This window comes from Rubritalea spongiae (assembly GCF_042652385.1).
Classification (GTDB): domain Bacteria; phylum Verrucomicrobiota; class Verrucomicrobiia; order Verrucomicrobiales; family Akkermansiaceae; genus Rubritalea; species Rubritalea spongiae.
In genome coordinates this window covers 545,800-558,561 of record NZ_JBHSJM010000001.1, presented here as the reverse complement: position 1 = coordinate 558,561, position 12,762 = coordinate 545,800, and the positions used below count along the sequence as shown (strand labels likewise).

Below are 12,762 nucleotides of genomic sequence, written 5' to 3'. Positions count from 1 at the left end.
CAATGTATCACAACGGAAAAGTATCTGTGGTCATTATTGCGCAATGGTACATATATTGCGTAATAAAAGGTTGTTGACTACGCGTGATAAGGGCGCTGAAGAGTGTGGCGTTTTTGCACGGCATAGGCCCAATCGTTTCTTGATGGGTCTAGGGTTAGAGAGAATGGCACTTTTTACTGCGGCATTTCAGGGGAATGACCGTGGTCTTTTTTCGTGAAAACTTTCACGAGGAAGCAGAAGTAGGAGAGTAGGCCGTAGCTGAGACCTAGAACGACTCCAACATCGAGCACGCCGCGCATCGGCATGGGGACGAGTCGCATGAGTAGAATCAAGCAAATGATTCCAGCTGTGAGGCTGATGGCGATGATTCGCGTTTTTTTAGTAGCATCGAAGTAACCCATGCAGAAGAGCGGTGCGAGGAGCAGGCGCTTTGGAGTGGAGTGCTGAAAGAGGTAGTGGGTGCGAGCTGCTGTGCGGGGTGAGAATTTTTTCTGAAAACCTCGGTAACCTTCCGCGATGAGCATGAATATGGAGAACGCGACCATGATGATCCAATGCATGGTGGTGAGTTCGTATGCTGGGGAAAAGGCGAGAGCGGCTTTTTCGTAGAGACGAATAATCGCGGTACCAATGAACGCCGTGACGCCAAGAATTCCCCAGATGGTTGCGATCCATTTCATGGCCATGCTAAGTAGTGGGAGATTGAGCTTTGGTCAAGGGGGGGATGTGGAGAAGTGAGAAGTGCACTCAATACAGAAGGTGTTGAGGTTTTATTTTGTCTGTGGCAGGTTTACTGGGTGCTCCGGTCTGATCCTAAAATTATTAAGCCACCTTGTTTGTTGACGGGTGGGGCGGTGTTGTTTTGGGGGGTGAGCACGGGGAACTATTTCGTGGCTTTGTTGTTAGCGTTTTTTTTGGAGGCGTACAGGGTGGTAAAAGTGCGGTGGGATTTTGATGAAAACGCGCATGTAAAGGCGTTTCAGTTTTCGATTTTATTGATGGCGCTGTGGGTGGCATTGAGCTGGATTGAGGATGAGGGGAGGATGGGGACACTGAATGTGATTCGCTGGTTGCCACTGATTGCGTTCCCGATTGAGTTTGTGCAGCGCTATGGGAAATTGGATAAAATGAACCTGAATGCTTTTTTCTATTTTAGTAGAAGGAGGATGGCGATCGATCGGAGTGAAGGGAAGGAGGTGCATCCGATTCAGGTGAACTCGGGTTATCCTTATCTGTTTGCTGTATTAGCGGCGGCTGGTAGCGAGAAGGAGAATGCGGATTATTACTGGTACGTTCTTTGTGGTTTTATGCTGCTGGCTCTTTTTTCAGTTCTTCGGCAGCGGGGTCTTAGCTGGGGCAAGGCGCTATGGTTGGTTCCTGCGGTGTTGCTGTTGTCGTGGGGGATGCAGCGGACGATGAGCACAACGTATGCGTGGGCTAAGGCTAGACTAGATTGGGGGATGTTGCGCAGCCCGAGTGCTGGATTTATGAACGATTGGCATTCGCATTTATCAGATCTTGGGGATGTGCACTTGAGTCCTAAAATAGAATGGCGTTTGTGGGCGGATGCACCTCCGAATTATTTAAAAGTGGCTAGCTTTAATAATTACAATGGGGGGCGTTGGGATTATGACTATAAGGCGGGTGGCTTTGAGCATCTGGATGAAGCTTACCTATCGAGTGAGCCGCAGATTGTGGCTGGGAAAACGGGGGTCGATGTGACGTATTTTCGTCCAGAAGATCGTGAACTAGTAAGGCAGGGTGATGCTCTTGAGGTTCAGATTCGCGGCACGGTGAAGCATAGTCAGTCGAGCGCAGTGGTGCCCACGGTGGGTGGATTTTATGCAATAACGGACATATTAGGGCCTGGTGTGTATGCAGAGGTGAGCCCTGTGGGAGCTCTGCGGCTGGTAAACAGAGATATGTTGATCGATTACACGCTGTGGTTCGATAAGTCATACAGCGAGTTAGAGGCTCCGCCGAATGAGCAAATTGATTTGGAGATTGCGGCTGATGAGCGTTTAGTGATTGAAGAGCTTGCGAATGAGTTAGATCTGCATAATGCGGAGAGTCCGGAGGAGGTAATCTCGAGGACAGTGTCGTATTTTATGAATAATTTCGAGTATGCGACTCGATTTAAGAATAAAGGGTACGATGGAGCGCGGACGAAGTTAGATTGGTTTCTGAACGAAGTAAAAAAGGGGCATTGTGAATATTATGCAACGGCTGCCACTTTGTTGCTGCGTGAGGCAGGGATTCCGGCGAGGTATTGTGTGGGTTACGCTGGAGTAGAGCGGGGGCGTGATTGTTGGAATGTTAGGGGGACGAACGCTCACGCGTGGACGAGTGCTTATGTGCATGGGAAGTGGGTGACTGTCGATGCGACACCATCTGACTGGCGTGGAGTGAGTGAAAGTGCTGAATTAGATTCGGTGGAATGGCTACGTGAGCAAATAAGTCTTATGCGAGAAGACTTTTTCATATGGAGGCAAGATCCAGCGAATACCGATAAGATGGTTTTCCGTGGAAGCTTGGTGGCGGGCTTACTTATCTTATGGATAGTCATTCGCTTGTGGCGGAATCGTTCGAAGTCGAGCGAGCAAGTCGCTTATGCAAAAAGCTGGGGCGGGGAGGTGATAAGAACTCCGTTGCTAGACTTAGAGAAAATAGCTAAAAAGCATGTAGGTGCGCGCAAACGTGGCGAACCATACGGCTTGTGGTTGGGTCAGCTGGCCCAGTTAGATGGAGTGGATGATGACTTAGTAGAGCGTGCTGTTCTTTACCATCAATCTATCAGATTTGATCAGGGAGCGGATCAGCAAGAGCTTAAAGAAATCGTAAAAGAACTTAAGAAGCAGTTGCGTAAACTGTGATGACACTGGCGTCTGTGTCGTGATTTCCTTTTTGAAAGTCCGCGTCGTACTCTTGATAGGTCCATCCAGAGGATTCTAACAAGTTGATAAGTTCTGGTAGGAAGTACCACTGCAGAGTCTGGCTTGAGAGGTGTGTTTGTTGTGCAAGTTCGTAGCGATGTTCTCGATAGAGAGTCTGATGGAGGCGATCAATTTGGTGCTTGGTGAAACAGCGTGCCGTTTGGCCCGAATCAAGCTGGGTTTCTTTATCCAAATACCATGTATCAATCTCTAATTCGTCTAATATTTCAGCCCAAGGAATGAAGAGCGTAAGGTAGAGTTTCGTCTGTTCTGAGCTAATGTCTCTGAGCTTTCTAAGCACTTGTCGGGCCGAGGCTCTAGAAAGAAGCTGTAGCGTGAATGCTGGGATGGCGAAAGATGAGTAGGTCTGTGTAGGCTGAAATTCTTCTATTGCACAATGATGGACTAGGGGTGAGACGTCCCGCTCTTTCGCATTTTTATGCAGTAGCTCAACCATATCGGAGGCGATTTCTACGCCTTCCACTTGATAGCCTTTTTCTAAAAGTGGAAGCATGAGTCTCCCTGAACCACAGCCGATTTCTAGGCTTGGTCCCGTTTGCTGCTGGAGGAAGTTTTCTAACAAATGAGATTCATCAGCATGGCTTTCGCTAGCCCAGAATAAATCATGCAGTGATGCTTCGAGTGACTGGTACATTAGCCTTCTACTGTGGGGTGAATAAATGCGTAGAGCGTGCATTCGTTGCCAGGTTCTTTCATGTCATCGAATGCTGGGATGAGGCCTCTGTCAGGTGTGTCGATAAAGAGTAGGATGGCTCCCGGGTGGGTCATTAAGAAATCTTGGTAGGTGAATTGCTCAGTGAGGGTCGTAGCTTTCACTTCCATTCCATCGGCACTCAGGCGGGAAAGAACCTTATGGTTCGGTCTGCCTTCAAAGATAATACGTCCTCTGATATGTGATGCGACAGCGGTAGTGTGATGGTTTTTATCATCTAATGGGGCAACTTGCCAAATGTCTGCGCTTTCGAAAATATGCATGAATTCGCTGGCCGCGAGGCTGTTGACTTCATCGTTGTGAGTGCCGGCGACGAGTTGGCCTAAGCCCGCAAAATCTAGTTCTTCAATGCTGTATTCAGAAAGAATGTTAGTGCGTTTCGCGGGGATGCCATCCATAGAGGCGGCCGCAATGTTAGAGTAATTGGTATCTAAAAGGAGCACATCGTGGCCATCGTCGAGCAATGCCTTGGCAACCTTTCTGATCCAGCCATCAGCCCCAGCAAAGAGAATTCCCCTAGGGTTTTTCGTGGCGATGCCGAGTTTGTTGGCTAAAGGTGAAGCTAATAGACCGTAGAATGTCACTGTTCCGACAATGACGATGAAAACGGTCGGCACCATGAGTTTGGCCTGATCAACCACTTCGACGGGGAATCCAGGGATTTGGTGTGCCGCATGTTCGAGTTCGAGTGCAAAAATGGCGGTGACCGCAGCAGCCACAATTCCACGAGGGGCGAGAGCTGCTAGGAAGGTTTTTTCATGGTTGTCGATTTGTTTCGAACCAATGTTCGCGATAAAGATGGATGCAGGCCTGACGATGACGATGAGGAAAACGAGCAGGATAAGTCCAGGTATGAGGGCGTCTTGTAAACTGCTCACTTCAACTCTTCCTGAGAGGACGATGAAGAGAATAGATATAATCAAGGTGCGGAGCGTTTCCTTGAACTCTAATACGTGTTTAACAGAGACAGATTTCTGATTGGCTAATGCGATCCCTAGTACAGTGACAGTTAATAAGCCTGCTTCTTTTTGCACTGCATTTGAAAGAGTAAATGCGATGGCTACAATGGAGAGCAAAAATACCGAGTGGAGGAAGTCGGGAATTAAGTGTTTGCTAAGAAGGAATTCAATGACCTTGGCTAGTAGGAACGCGAGTACGACGCCGACCAGAAGGGTAACTCCGAGCGAGTAAAGGATGGTGATTTGGGCCTTTTCGGCATCGCCTGCGAGTGCTGCTTGGAAGGCGAGCACTGCCATGATTGCACCAATTGGGTCGACGACGATTCCTTCCCATTTCACGACGGAGCTCATTTTTCGAGTCGGCTTAATATGTCGCAATAGGGGGGCGATGACAGTAGGGCCTGTGACGACTAGAATAGATCCTAGGATCGCAGCGACGCGCCAATTCCAATCTAGTACATAAATGCCGAAGACTGTGGTTAGAGCGAAGGAGACGGCTACTCCTATGGTGCAGAGTCGTAGGACTGGAGCAGCACTTACTTTCAGTTCGGAAAACTTCAGGGTCATTCCACCTTCAAAGAGGATGATCGCTACGCAGAGGCCCACAAGTGAGAGGATGATGGACTCACCTGACTCACCAGGGAGGAAGGTGTCGATATTCACTCCAAATACTTGTCCTGAGATAAACCCAAACAAGAGGAGGAGAAGAATAGAGGGTAGTTTGCAGCGCCAAGCTAGCCATTGAGCTAAAATGCCGAGGCCTAGTACGATGGTTGCATAGGTTCCAAAATTAATTGCGAAGATATCAGACATGGAATTTAAAGTGGGGATGGTCGCCCAAGCGACGATGAACTAGGATTGTGTGAGTGGCTACTGAAAAGGCTAACAGAATTCATGGTGATTATTAATATGTTGCATGGACTATGTGAATACAAAGCATGGAAATGTGAAGTATTGGTCAAGAAAACTGGTTTGATAACTTGACGTGGTAGGTGCTGTTGGACAGTGTGCTAACCGGTCAATTTACACCTTTACAGTGTAGCTTGGTCTAACACCCAAAAACCTTTCCCTTTACCCGATAGAATAGAAATCCGTGTATTCAAACGAAGATTACTTGATAGAACTGATTACTGAGGCAGGCCTTATTGGTCATGATGATATTGCGCAAGCGCGAACTCAGTTATCAGGAGCAGAGAGTATCATTGAGAAACTCATCAATGATAGAATTATTTCCGAGGAGCAAGTTGCGCAAGTCTGTGCACAGGCTTCCAGTATGGAATATGTTGATTTGTACAATGCTGCAGTAGATACCGAATTATTTGCAGCGGTTTCAGAGGATGTAGCCCGACGTTTTCATGTCGTGCCGGTTTCCTATGATGGGTACGCATTGACAGTGGCCTTAGCTGACCCTCTTAATTTTGAGGTGTTAGACACTCTGCCTCATGTGTTAGGTCATGAAATCAATCCAGTTTGTGGTGCCGCGAGTGCTATTTCTCAATTGATTGAGAGAGCATACGGAGGAGCAATCAGTGCTGATGATGATTTTACTATTTCGGAGGGCGAAGCTGATTCAAGTGATGCACCGATCATTAAGATGGTGCAGGATATTTTAAGTGAGTCCTTGCGTATGCGAGCAAGTGATATTCACATTGAGCCTTTGGAGGCGTCACTGCGTATTCGTTATCGGGTGGATGGGAAGCTTATCGAAGTGGCGAGTCATCCGAAGAAGTTGCTTCCAGCTATCATTGCTCGCTTAAAGGTGATGAGCGGAACTATGAGTATTGCTGAGAAGCGTTTACCTCAAGATGGGCGTATTCAGATCAAGGCTGGCAATAAAGATATCGATCTTCGTGTTTCTAGTGTACCGAGTAATCATGGTGAGAGTATCGTTATGCGTATTCTTGATAAATCGGCCTTGGTTCTTGGTTTGGGAGAATTAGGGTTTTTGTCGGATGACCAAGAGGATTTCCGACGCTACATCAAATTCCCTGATGGTATTATTTTGGTAACTGGTCCGACTGGTTCTGGTAAGACGACGACTCTCTACGCTTGTTTGAACTATATCAATAAGCCAGATCGTAAGATCATCACGGTAGAAGATCCGGTGGAATATGAAATGCCTGGTATCAATCAGGTTATGGTGAAGACGGATGTTGGAATGACTTTTGCAGCTGCGCTGAGAGCGATGCTACGTCAGGCTCCTAACGTCATCATGGTGGGTGAGATTCGTGATGCTGAGACTGCAAACATTGCAATCAACGCGTCACTCACAGGTCACTTAGTATTATCCACACTGCACACGAACGATGCCCCGAGTGCAGTTGCACGTTTGGCTGATATTGGCGTGAAGCGTTTCCTCGTAGCCTCAGCTGTTCGGGCTGTGATAGCTCAGCGTCTAGTACGTAAGCTTTGTCCTGTGTGTAAAGCTCCAGCAACGCTGGATGAGCGCGAACTGCGCTTGTTAGATATCGATCCTATGCAGGCTGCTAATAGCACGATTTTCGGACCACAGGGATGTGATCAGTGTCGGAATAATGGCTATAAAGGACGTATGGGAATCTTTGAAATTCTAGAGGTGGACGATGAAGTTCGTCATATGATTAATGAGAACCTCACATCTCCACAGTTGAGGAAACGAGCGAGAGAGCTAGGAATGCGCACCTTGAGAGAGGATGGGATTCGGAAGGTACAAGCGGGCTTAACCTCTGCTGCTGAAGTGATCGGCGTAACAATGTCCGATGTTGGTTAATGAGTGGAAAGAAATATAACAAATTTATAGAGAAATGGATAACCAACAAGTTTTAGAAATTTTCATGGGTCGTGGCATGGTAGACAAGTACCTAGCCCAAGACATTGAAGCGACGATGGAAGCCAGTGGGAAAACCATGGCTGAGACATTGGCTGACTTTGACGTGATTTCCTCGAAAGATGAAGTATGGCCAGTGATTGCGTCTGAGCTCAGTGCTGAGCTTATAGATCTTCAGAGTTTCGTTCCGTCGCCAGAGCTATTAGCTGAAATTCCGGCTGGGACAGCTCGCTTGCATGGAGCTCTACCAGTGGGAGTCGGTCCAGAGGGGTTGCATGTCGTTTTAAGTGACCCACTCAATGCTCAAACTGCGGAGGATCTTCGCTTTGCTCTAGGGAAAGAGGTGATCGTGGCAGTTGCTCCTGAATTTTTAATCGAAGAAAAAATCGACGAGTATTACGGCGGCGAAGGTAATTCTGCAGCAAGTTTACTCAATGAGTTAGATACTACACTGAATGCTGATGGGACTGAGGATGTCGCTTCAGAGGCGAATTCGGCTCCAATTATTCGGTACGTTGATTTGGTTTTATTCCAAGCGATTAAAGAGAAAGCTTCAGATATTCATTTCGAGCCATTTGATAATGATTTTAAAATTCGCTATCGTGTGGACGGAGGTTTGTTTGAAATGTCACCACCGCCAGCTCACTTAGCGAAGGCTGTGATTTCACGCGTAAAGGTGATGTCTAACATGAACATTGCTGAAACCCGTGTGCCGCAAGATGGACGTATTGTTAAGCAAATTGGCGAGCGTCAGGTGGACATGCGTGTGTCTACCTTGCCGACTCAACATGGTGAGAGTGTGGTACTTCGTGTGCTTGATCGCTCAAGTGTGAACCTTGATCTCGAGTCAGTTGGTTTGCCCGAACCAATCTACGAATATATCTCAGAGACAATTCTTAAGCCGAATGGAATTTTTGTGGTAACTGGGCCTACTGGTGCTGGTAAAACAACGACCTTGTATGCAGCTCTGCGTAAGATTAATACGATCGATGCGAAGTTGCTCACGGCTGAGGATCCGGTGGAATATGACATTGATGGAATTATTCAAGTCCCGGTGAATGAGTCGATTGGTTTAGATTTTGCGAGAATTTTACGAGCGTTCTTGCGTCAGGATCCCGACCGCATTCTGGTTGGTGAGATACGTGATAAGGAGACTGCTCAGATCGCTATTCAGGCGTCGTTAACGGGTCACTTAGTGTTGAGCACCTTACACACCAACGATGCTCCGGGTGCGGTGACTCGCCTAGTTGATATGGGAGTTGAGCCATTCTTGGTAGCAGCGTCTCTTGAAGGGGTTCTCGCCCAGCGTCTCGTGCGTACGATCTGTCCAGATTGCCGATCTCCTTATGATCCTAATGAGGCGATTCTTACACAATTGGGGGTTTCTCCATATGAACTAGGAGATAAAGAATTCTACACTGGACGTGGCTGCGATACTTGTGGCGGAAGTGGTTACAAGGGACGTCAAGGTCTCTTTGAATTGCTTGATATCACAGACCCCATTGGCGAGTTAATCACTGAGCGTGCTCCGACAGTGGTGCTTAAGCAAAAGGCTATTGAACTAGGTATGCGGACACTCCGTGAAGATGGTCTGTCTAACATCTACAGTGGTCGCACCACGATCGAAGAAGTTCTTAAGTATACTTAGTAATCTAGAAAGATCTGTTCTTTTGGCTTTTCATAGCCAGAGGAACTCGACACATTACCCAACACTATTTCAAAAAACACATACTACACATGGCAAAATTTCAATATACGGCTCTTGATGCCAAGGGCGAGCCTCAAACGGGAGTAATCGAGGCCGCTGGGCAAGCAGAGGCAGCGCAACAATTGAGAAACCAAGGGCTTTACCCGACTCAGGTGGAGGAAGCTGGAAAAGCGAAAGCGGCAGCGAAAAAGGTGAAAGCGCCTAAAGGGAAAGCCTCTTCTAAATCTGCAGGCAAGAAAAAGCCAGTGAAGTCGAAAGTCGGTGGCAAAGTGAAATCAAAAGTACTAATGATTTTCACGCGACAGCTAGCGACTTTGATCGATTCTGGGCTGCCATTGCTACGGAGTTTGACTGTTTTAGCTAAGCAGGAACCGAATCCAGTTTTGAAAGGCACCTTGAGTTCTCTTGCTGATTCAGTTCAAGGCGGTTCAACATTTTCTGAAAGTTTGGCCCAGCACCCGAAGATTTTTAATAAGCTTTATGTCAACATGGTGAAAGCTGGTGAGTTAGGTGGTGTACTTGAAGTCGTACTTACCCGTCTTGCTGAGTATCAAGAAAAAGCGGATAAGTTAAAGAGTAAGATCGTAGCGGCAATGGTCTATCCTTTGATCGTGATGTTCATTGCTGTCGGTATCTTGATTTTCTTGATGCTGGTGATCGTGCCTAAATTTAAGGAAATGTTCGAGGGACAACCCGGTGCTGAACTACCAGCGATCTCACGTATTGTGTTTGGTTTTTCTGATAACATGATGGCGGTAAGAGCTGGTTTACCAACTGCTGTGTGGGGAATCATTATCGCCGGACTTATCTTTATTGGCATTCAATCCTGGGGCAAAACAAAAGGTGGTCGTAAAGCGCTTGATACCATAAAGCTGAAGTTGCCACTTTTGGGTGACATTCAGCGCAAAAGTGCCATTGCTAGATTTAGTCGTACTTTAGGTACGCTTGTTACTTCCGGTGTTCCAATCCTACAGGCTTTAGGCATTACCCGTGAGACTGCAGGAAATGTCGTAGTGTCTGAGGCAATTGATAGGGTTCATGATGCGGTTAAAGAGGGTGAGTCTATCGTGACACCTCTACAAGCGTCTCCAGTATTTCCTCCAATGGTCATTTCGATGGTCGATGTGGGTGAGGAGACTGGCCAACTGCCTGATATGCTCTTGAAAATCGCAGACGTTTACGATGATGAGGTGGATAGTTCTGTAACAGCGCTTACGTCTATCATCGAACCTGTAATGATTGTATTCTTGGCTGGTATCGTGGGGTCCATCGTGTTTGCGATGTTCCTACCGCTGATCAAGATGATTCAATCAATGGGAGGCTAGAACTAGTTTTCCTCTAATATAGCATCCACGCTAATGATTTGGTGTGGATGTTTATTTATGATAATTTAGACTATGAAAATTTTAAAACAACAAGCGCGAGTAAGAGGCTTCTCGATGGTAGAAGTGCTAGCTGTGATGGTGATTCTAGCGATACTCGGGAGCATAGGCTTTGGTACTTATATGCTGGTGAACCGCAATGCGCGTGTGACTCAAGCTGAGTTAATGATTGAGAACTTGTCGACAAGTTTGGAGAATCGAGTCAATGAGCGCTTTACGGGCGACAGCTTGGACGCTTTAGAAGCTAGTGGTATCTTAGATGGAGACAGCCAGTATCCTAGCGGTGATGGAAGTGATGGTTCGAGTCAGAACTTATATGCATTTCTCTCAGGGGACTTTAAGGCTAATGGTAGTTATGATGCTGGTGAGATTGAACCAGCATTTCCTGAGATGGACCCTAATTATCAAGGGAAAGGGAAGTACCTCAATGATGACTTGGAAATCATCGACCCTTGGCGAACTCCGATCCGCTATAAATTTCATATCGATGGGGAAGATTTGAACAACAATGTCGAAGGAGGTTTTGATATTTGGTCAGCAGGTCCAGACCTAGAGTTTGATACTGAGGACGATATCAAGAATTGGTAGATTCCAAGAGATTATAGATCACTATGAAAGCACTCATTCTGTGAGTGCTTTTTTTTGTTTGAGTAGGCTAATAAGCTTTACAGATAGGCCTATATAGCGTTTCTCACTATCAGAAATTTTTGTTTAGAGCTCGCTAGGTGCGAGCGCGAAGATTTCGCAAATTCTATTAAGGTACTTAGGCTATCGAGCCTGCATTCTGCGCCTAGCTAAGTACCTTTCCTAGACCAACCATTTATTTCTAAGTCTGCGACAATCAGAGCTTGGAACATATAACATGAGCACAAAAAAGACTGCCACTAAGAAAGCGGCGCGTAAACGTAGTCCCAAAGCTGAAGTAGAAGCATCTCCAGAAGAGAGCAGCGCCGAAGTAGCGCCTAAGAAAAAAACAGCGCGTAAAGTAGTAAAGAGAAATCCAGAACCTGCACCTGTAGAAGCTTCACCAACTCCAGAAGTGTCTGAAAAGTCGGATCGTAAGGAGCCAGTCCAAGGCGTACGTGATGTTCGCACTCAGAAATCTGAGGAGCAACAAAACTCCGCGGAAGAGAGCTCCAATCAGAATGTTAAACCAAACGAGCCACAGAGCGAAGCTAGAGAATCCAATAAGGAGCCTAGAGCTGAAAACTCTACTCAAGAGAATAACGGCCAAAATAAAGGGCGTAACCGTCGTGGTCGTCGTAATCGCGATAAAGGTGAGCCGCAGCAACCACCACAACAACAGCAGGTTCAAGTCGATGGCAAAGAGCTGAGTAAAAAAGCGTGGAAAGTTTTCATCGGTGAAGTCAATGAAGAGGGGCTGGCCTTGATCGGTGATAAGGAAGGCCGTGATCTTGCGAAGCGCAGTTTCAGATTAGCTGAAATCTTCCTCGAAGAGCAAGGCCGCCGTACCGCAACTAAACAGCAAGTTCAGCCACGTCGCCAACGCCAGGATAAACCTAGTGAAGAAAAGAAGGAGACTGAAAAGCTAGAGCAAGCTGCTCAAAAGACCGAATCCAAGGTTCCAGAGGCTGATACTACACAAGAATCATCTGAACTTCAGGATAAAGATTAAACTGTTAGTACATTAAAATTTGATAAGGCGTAGCTCATCGGAGTTGCGCCTTTTTATTTGCGCGTCTAGTACGATGATGCCCGCTTAACATCTTGTGGTTTGCCTAACGGAAATTAAGATGATGGTGTTTTTGGAGCTTTAGCTGGAATAGAGCTGTGAATAGAAACTCTTAGTTGTGTGACTCGCATGCTGTGTTAGAGTCGCACAACTTCTTAGAATAAGCATTGGAGAGTGTTGCGTGCCTGGTGGTCGCCGCGGTCTTCAAAACCGTTGTAGGGCTGTTATGGTCCTGGCTTGGTTCGATTCCTTGCCTCTCCGCCAATGCTAGAACATGGGGGTGTCACTTCTGTTTGTTGTCAGTACTATAGCCGGTGGATTTATTTGATGGCTTTGATTTGCTGAGGAAGGGGAGGTTGATGCCTAGGTTTGAGAGGCAGTAGACTAGAAGTAGAGTGATGGAGGCTTCGTCGACATTTCCGAAGAAGGGGATGTTGTCAGGGATGATTTCTAGAAAGCCGGCGCTTGGGTTCAATAGGTAGATGATGCTGGCGAGTGTGCCGAGGACTGAGAGGAGTTTTTTCATGAAGTTTCAAAGTGTCATTAGG

Annotated in this window: 10 protein-coding genes and 1 tRNA gene; 7 read left to right on the top strand and 4 right to left on the bottom strand. The window is 46.8% G+C overall.

Annotation, left to right across the window (positions count from 1 at the left end; genetic code table 11):
* Positions 1–173 precede the first annotated feature (173 nt).
* A complete protein-coding gene (locus tag ACFPK9_RS02775) occupies positions 174–680 on the bottom strand; it encodes a hypothetical protein (RefSeq protein ID WP_377093082.1) in 507 nt (168 codons plus the stop codon).
* Between the two features lie 54 nt (positions 681–734).
* Here ACFPK9_RS02775 and ACFPK9_RS02770 point away from each other — a divergent pair, with 54 nt between their 5' ends.
* Positions 735–2,873, top strand: coding sequence for a transglutaminase-like domain-containing protein (locus ACFPK9_RS02770; protein WP_377093080.1), 2,139 nt, complete (start codon positions 735–737; stop codon positions 2,871–2,873).
* Here the strand turns inward: ACFPK9_RS02770 and ACFPK9_RS02765 are convergent.
* Together ACFPK9_RS02765 and ACFPK9_RS02760 are read right to left on the bottom strand one after the other, a co-directional pair.
* On the bottom strand, positions 2,848–3,588 hold the full coding sequence (locus ACFPK9_RS02765) for a class I SAM-dependent methyltransferase (RefSeq protein WP_377093079.1): 741 nt from the start codon (positions 3,586–3,588) through the stop codon (positions 2,848–2,850). The genes ACFPK9_RS02770 and ACFPK9_RS02765 overlap by 26 nt on opposite strands.
* The gene (locus tag ACFPK9_RS02760; RefSeq protein WP_377093078.1) at positions 3,588–5,438 is read right to left on the bottom strand and encodes a cation:proton antiporter; all 1,851 of its coding nucleotides are present in this window, start codon (positions 5,436–5,438) and stop codon (positions 3,588–3,590) included. Before ACFPK9_RS02760 ends, ACFPK9_RS02765 begins: the two co-directional genes overlap by 1 nt.
* Before the next feature lie 280 nt (positions 5,439–5,718).
* Between ACFPK9_RS02760 and ACFPK9_RS02755 the strand changes: the two genes are divergently transcribed.
* From ACFPK9_RS02755 to ACFPK9_RS02730, 6 genes are all read left to right on the top strand, one after another.
* A complete protein-coding gene (locus tag ACFPK9_RS02755; RefSeq protein WP_377093077.1) occupies positions 5,719–7,374 on the top strand; it encodes a GspE/PulE family protein in 1,656 nt (551 codons plus the stop codon).
* A gap of 34 nt (positions 7,375–7,408) precedes the next feature.
* Positions 7,409–9,079, top strand: coding sequence for a GspE/PulE family protein (locus tag ACFPK9_RS02750; RefSeq protein WP_377093076.1), 1,671 nt, complete (start codon positions 7,409–7,411; stop codon positions 9,077–9,079).
* An 89-nt stretch (positions 9,080–9,168) separates the two neighbouring features.
* Positions 9,169–10,464, top strand: a complete 1,296-nt coding sequence (locus ACFPK9_RS02745; protein ID WP_377093075.1) for a type II secretion system F family protein — start codon at positions 9,169–9,171, stop codon at positions 10,462–10,464.
* A gap of 72 nt (positions 10,465–10,536) precedes the next feature.
* Positions 10,537–11,109, top strand: coding sequence for a prepilin-type N-terminal cleavage/methylation domain-containing protein (locus ACFPK9_RS02740; protein ID WP_377093074.1), 573 nt, complete (start codon positions 10,537–10,539; stop codon positions 11,107–11,109).
* Positions 11,110–11,383: 274 nt separating this feature from the next.
* Positions 11,384–12,157 carry a hypothetical protein gene (locus ACFPK9_RS02735; protein WP_377093072.1) on the top strand — a complete coding sequence of 258 codons (774 nt, stop codon included), beginning with the start codon at positions 11,384–11,386 and terminating at the stop codon, positions 12,155–12,157.
* A 226-nt stretch (positions 12,158–12,383) separates the two neighbouring features.
* Positions 12,384–12,478 (top strand) — tRNA-Sec (locus tag ACFPK9_RS02730).
* 19 nt (positions 12,479–12,497) lie between these two features.
* On the opposite strand, the gene ACFPK9_RS02725 is transcribed toward ACFPK9_RS02730, so the two are convergent.
* Positions 12,498–12,740, bottom strand: a complete 243-nt coding sequence (locus ACFPK9_RS02725) for a YkvA family protein (protein ID WP_377093071.1) — start codon at positions 12,738–12,740, stop codon at positions 12,498–12,500.
* Positions 12,741–12,762: the final 22 nt, after the last annotated feature.

What these genes read in the sequence shown, in the direction of transcription:
- ACFPK9_RS02775 (WP_377093082.1), bottom strand. Translation starts at nt 680, where the DNA reads ATGAAATGGATCGCAACCATCTGGGGAATTCTTGGCGTCACGGCGTTC.
- ACFPK9_RS02765 (WP_377093079.1), bottom strand. Translation starts at nt 3,588, where the DNA reads ATGTACCAGTCACTCGAAGCATCACTGCATGATTTATTCTGGGCTAGC.
- ACFPK9_RS02760 (WP_377093078.1), bottom strand. Translation starts at nt 5,438, where the DNA reads ATGTCTGATATCTTCGCAATTAATTTTGGAACCTATGCAACCATCGTA.
- ACFPK9_RS02750 (WP_377093076.1), top strand. Translation starts at nt 7,409, where the DNA reads ATGGATAACCAACAAGTTTTAGAAATTTTCATGGGTCGTGGCATGGTA.
- ACFPK9_RS02745 (WP_377093075.1), top strand. Translation starts at nt 9,169, where the DNA reads ATGGCAAAATTTCAATATACGGCTCTTGATGCCAAGGGCGAGCCTCAA.
- ACFPK9_RS02740 (WP_377093074.1), top strand. Translation starts at nt 10,537, where the DNA reads ATGAAAATTTTAAAACAACAAGCGCGAGTAAGAGGCTTCTCGATGGTA.
- ACFPK9_RS02735 (WP_377093072.1), top strand. Translation starts at nt 11,384, where the DNA reads ATGAGCACAAAAAAGACTGCCACTAAGAAAGCGGCGCGTAAACGTAGT.
- ACFPK9_RS02725 (WP_377093071.1), bottom strand. Translation starts at nt 12,740, where the DNA reads ATGAAAAAACTCCTCTCAGTCCTCGGCACACTCGCCAGCATCATCTAC.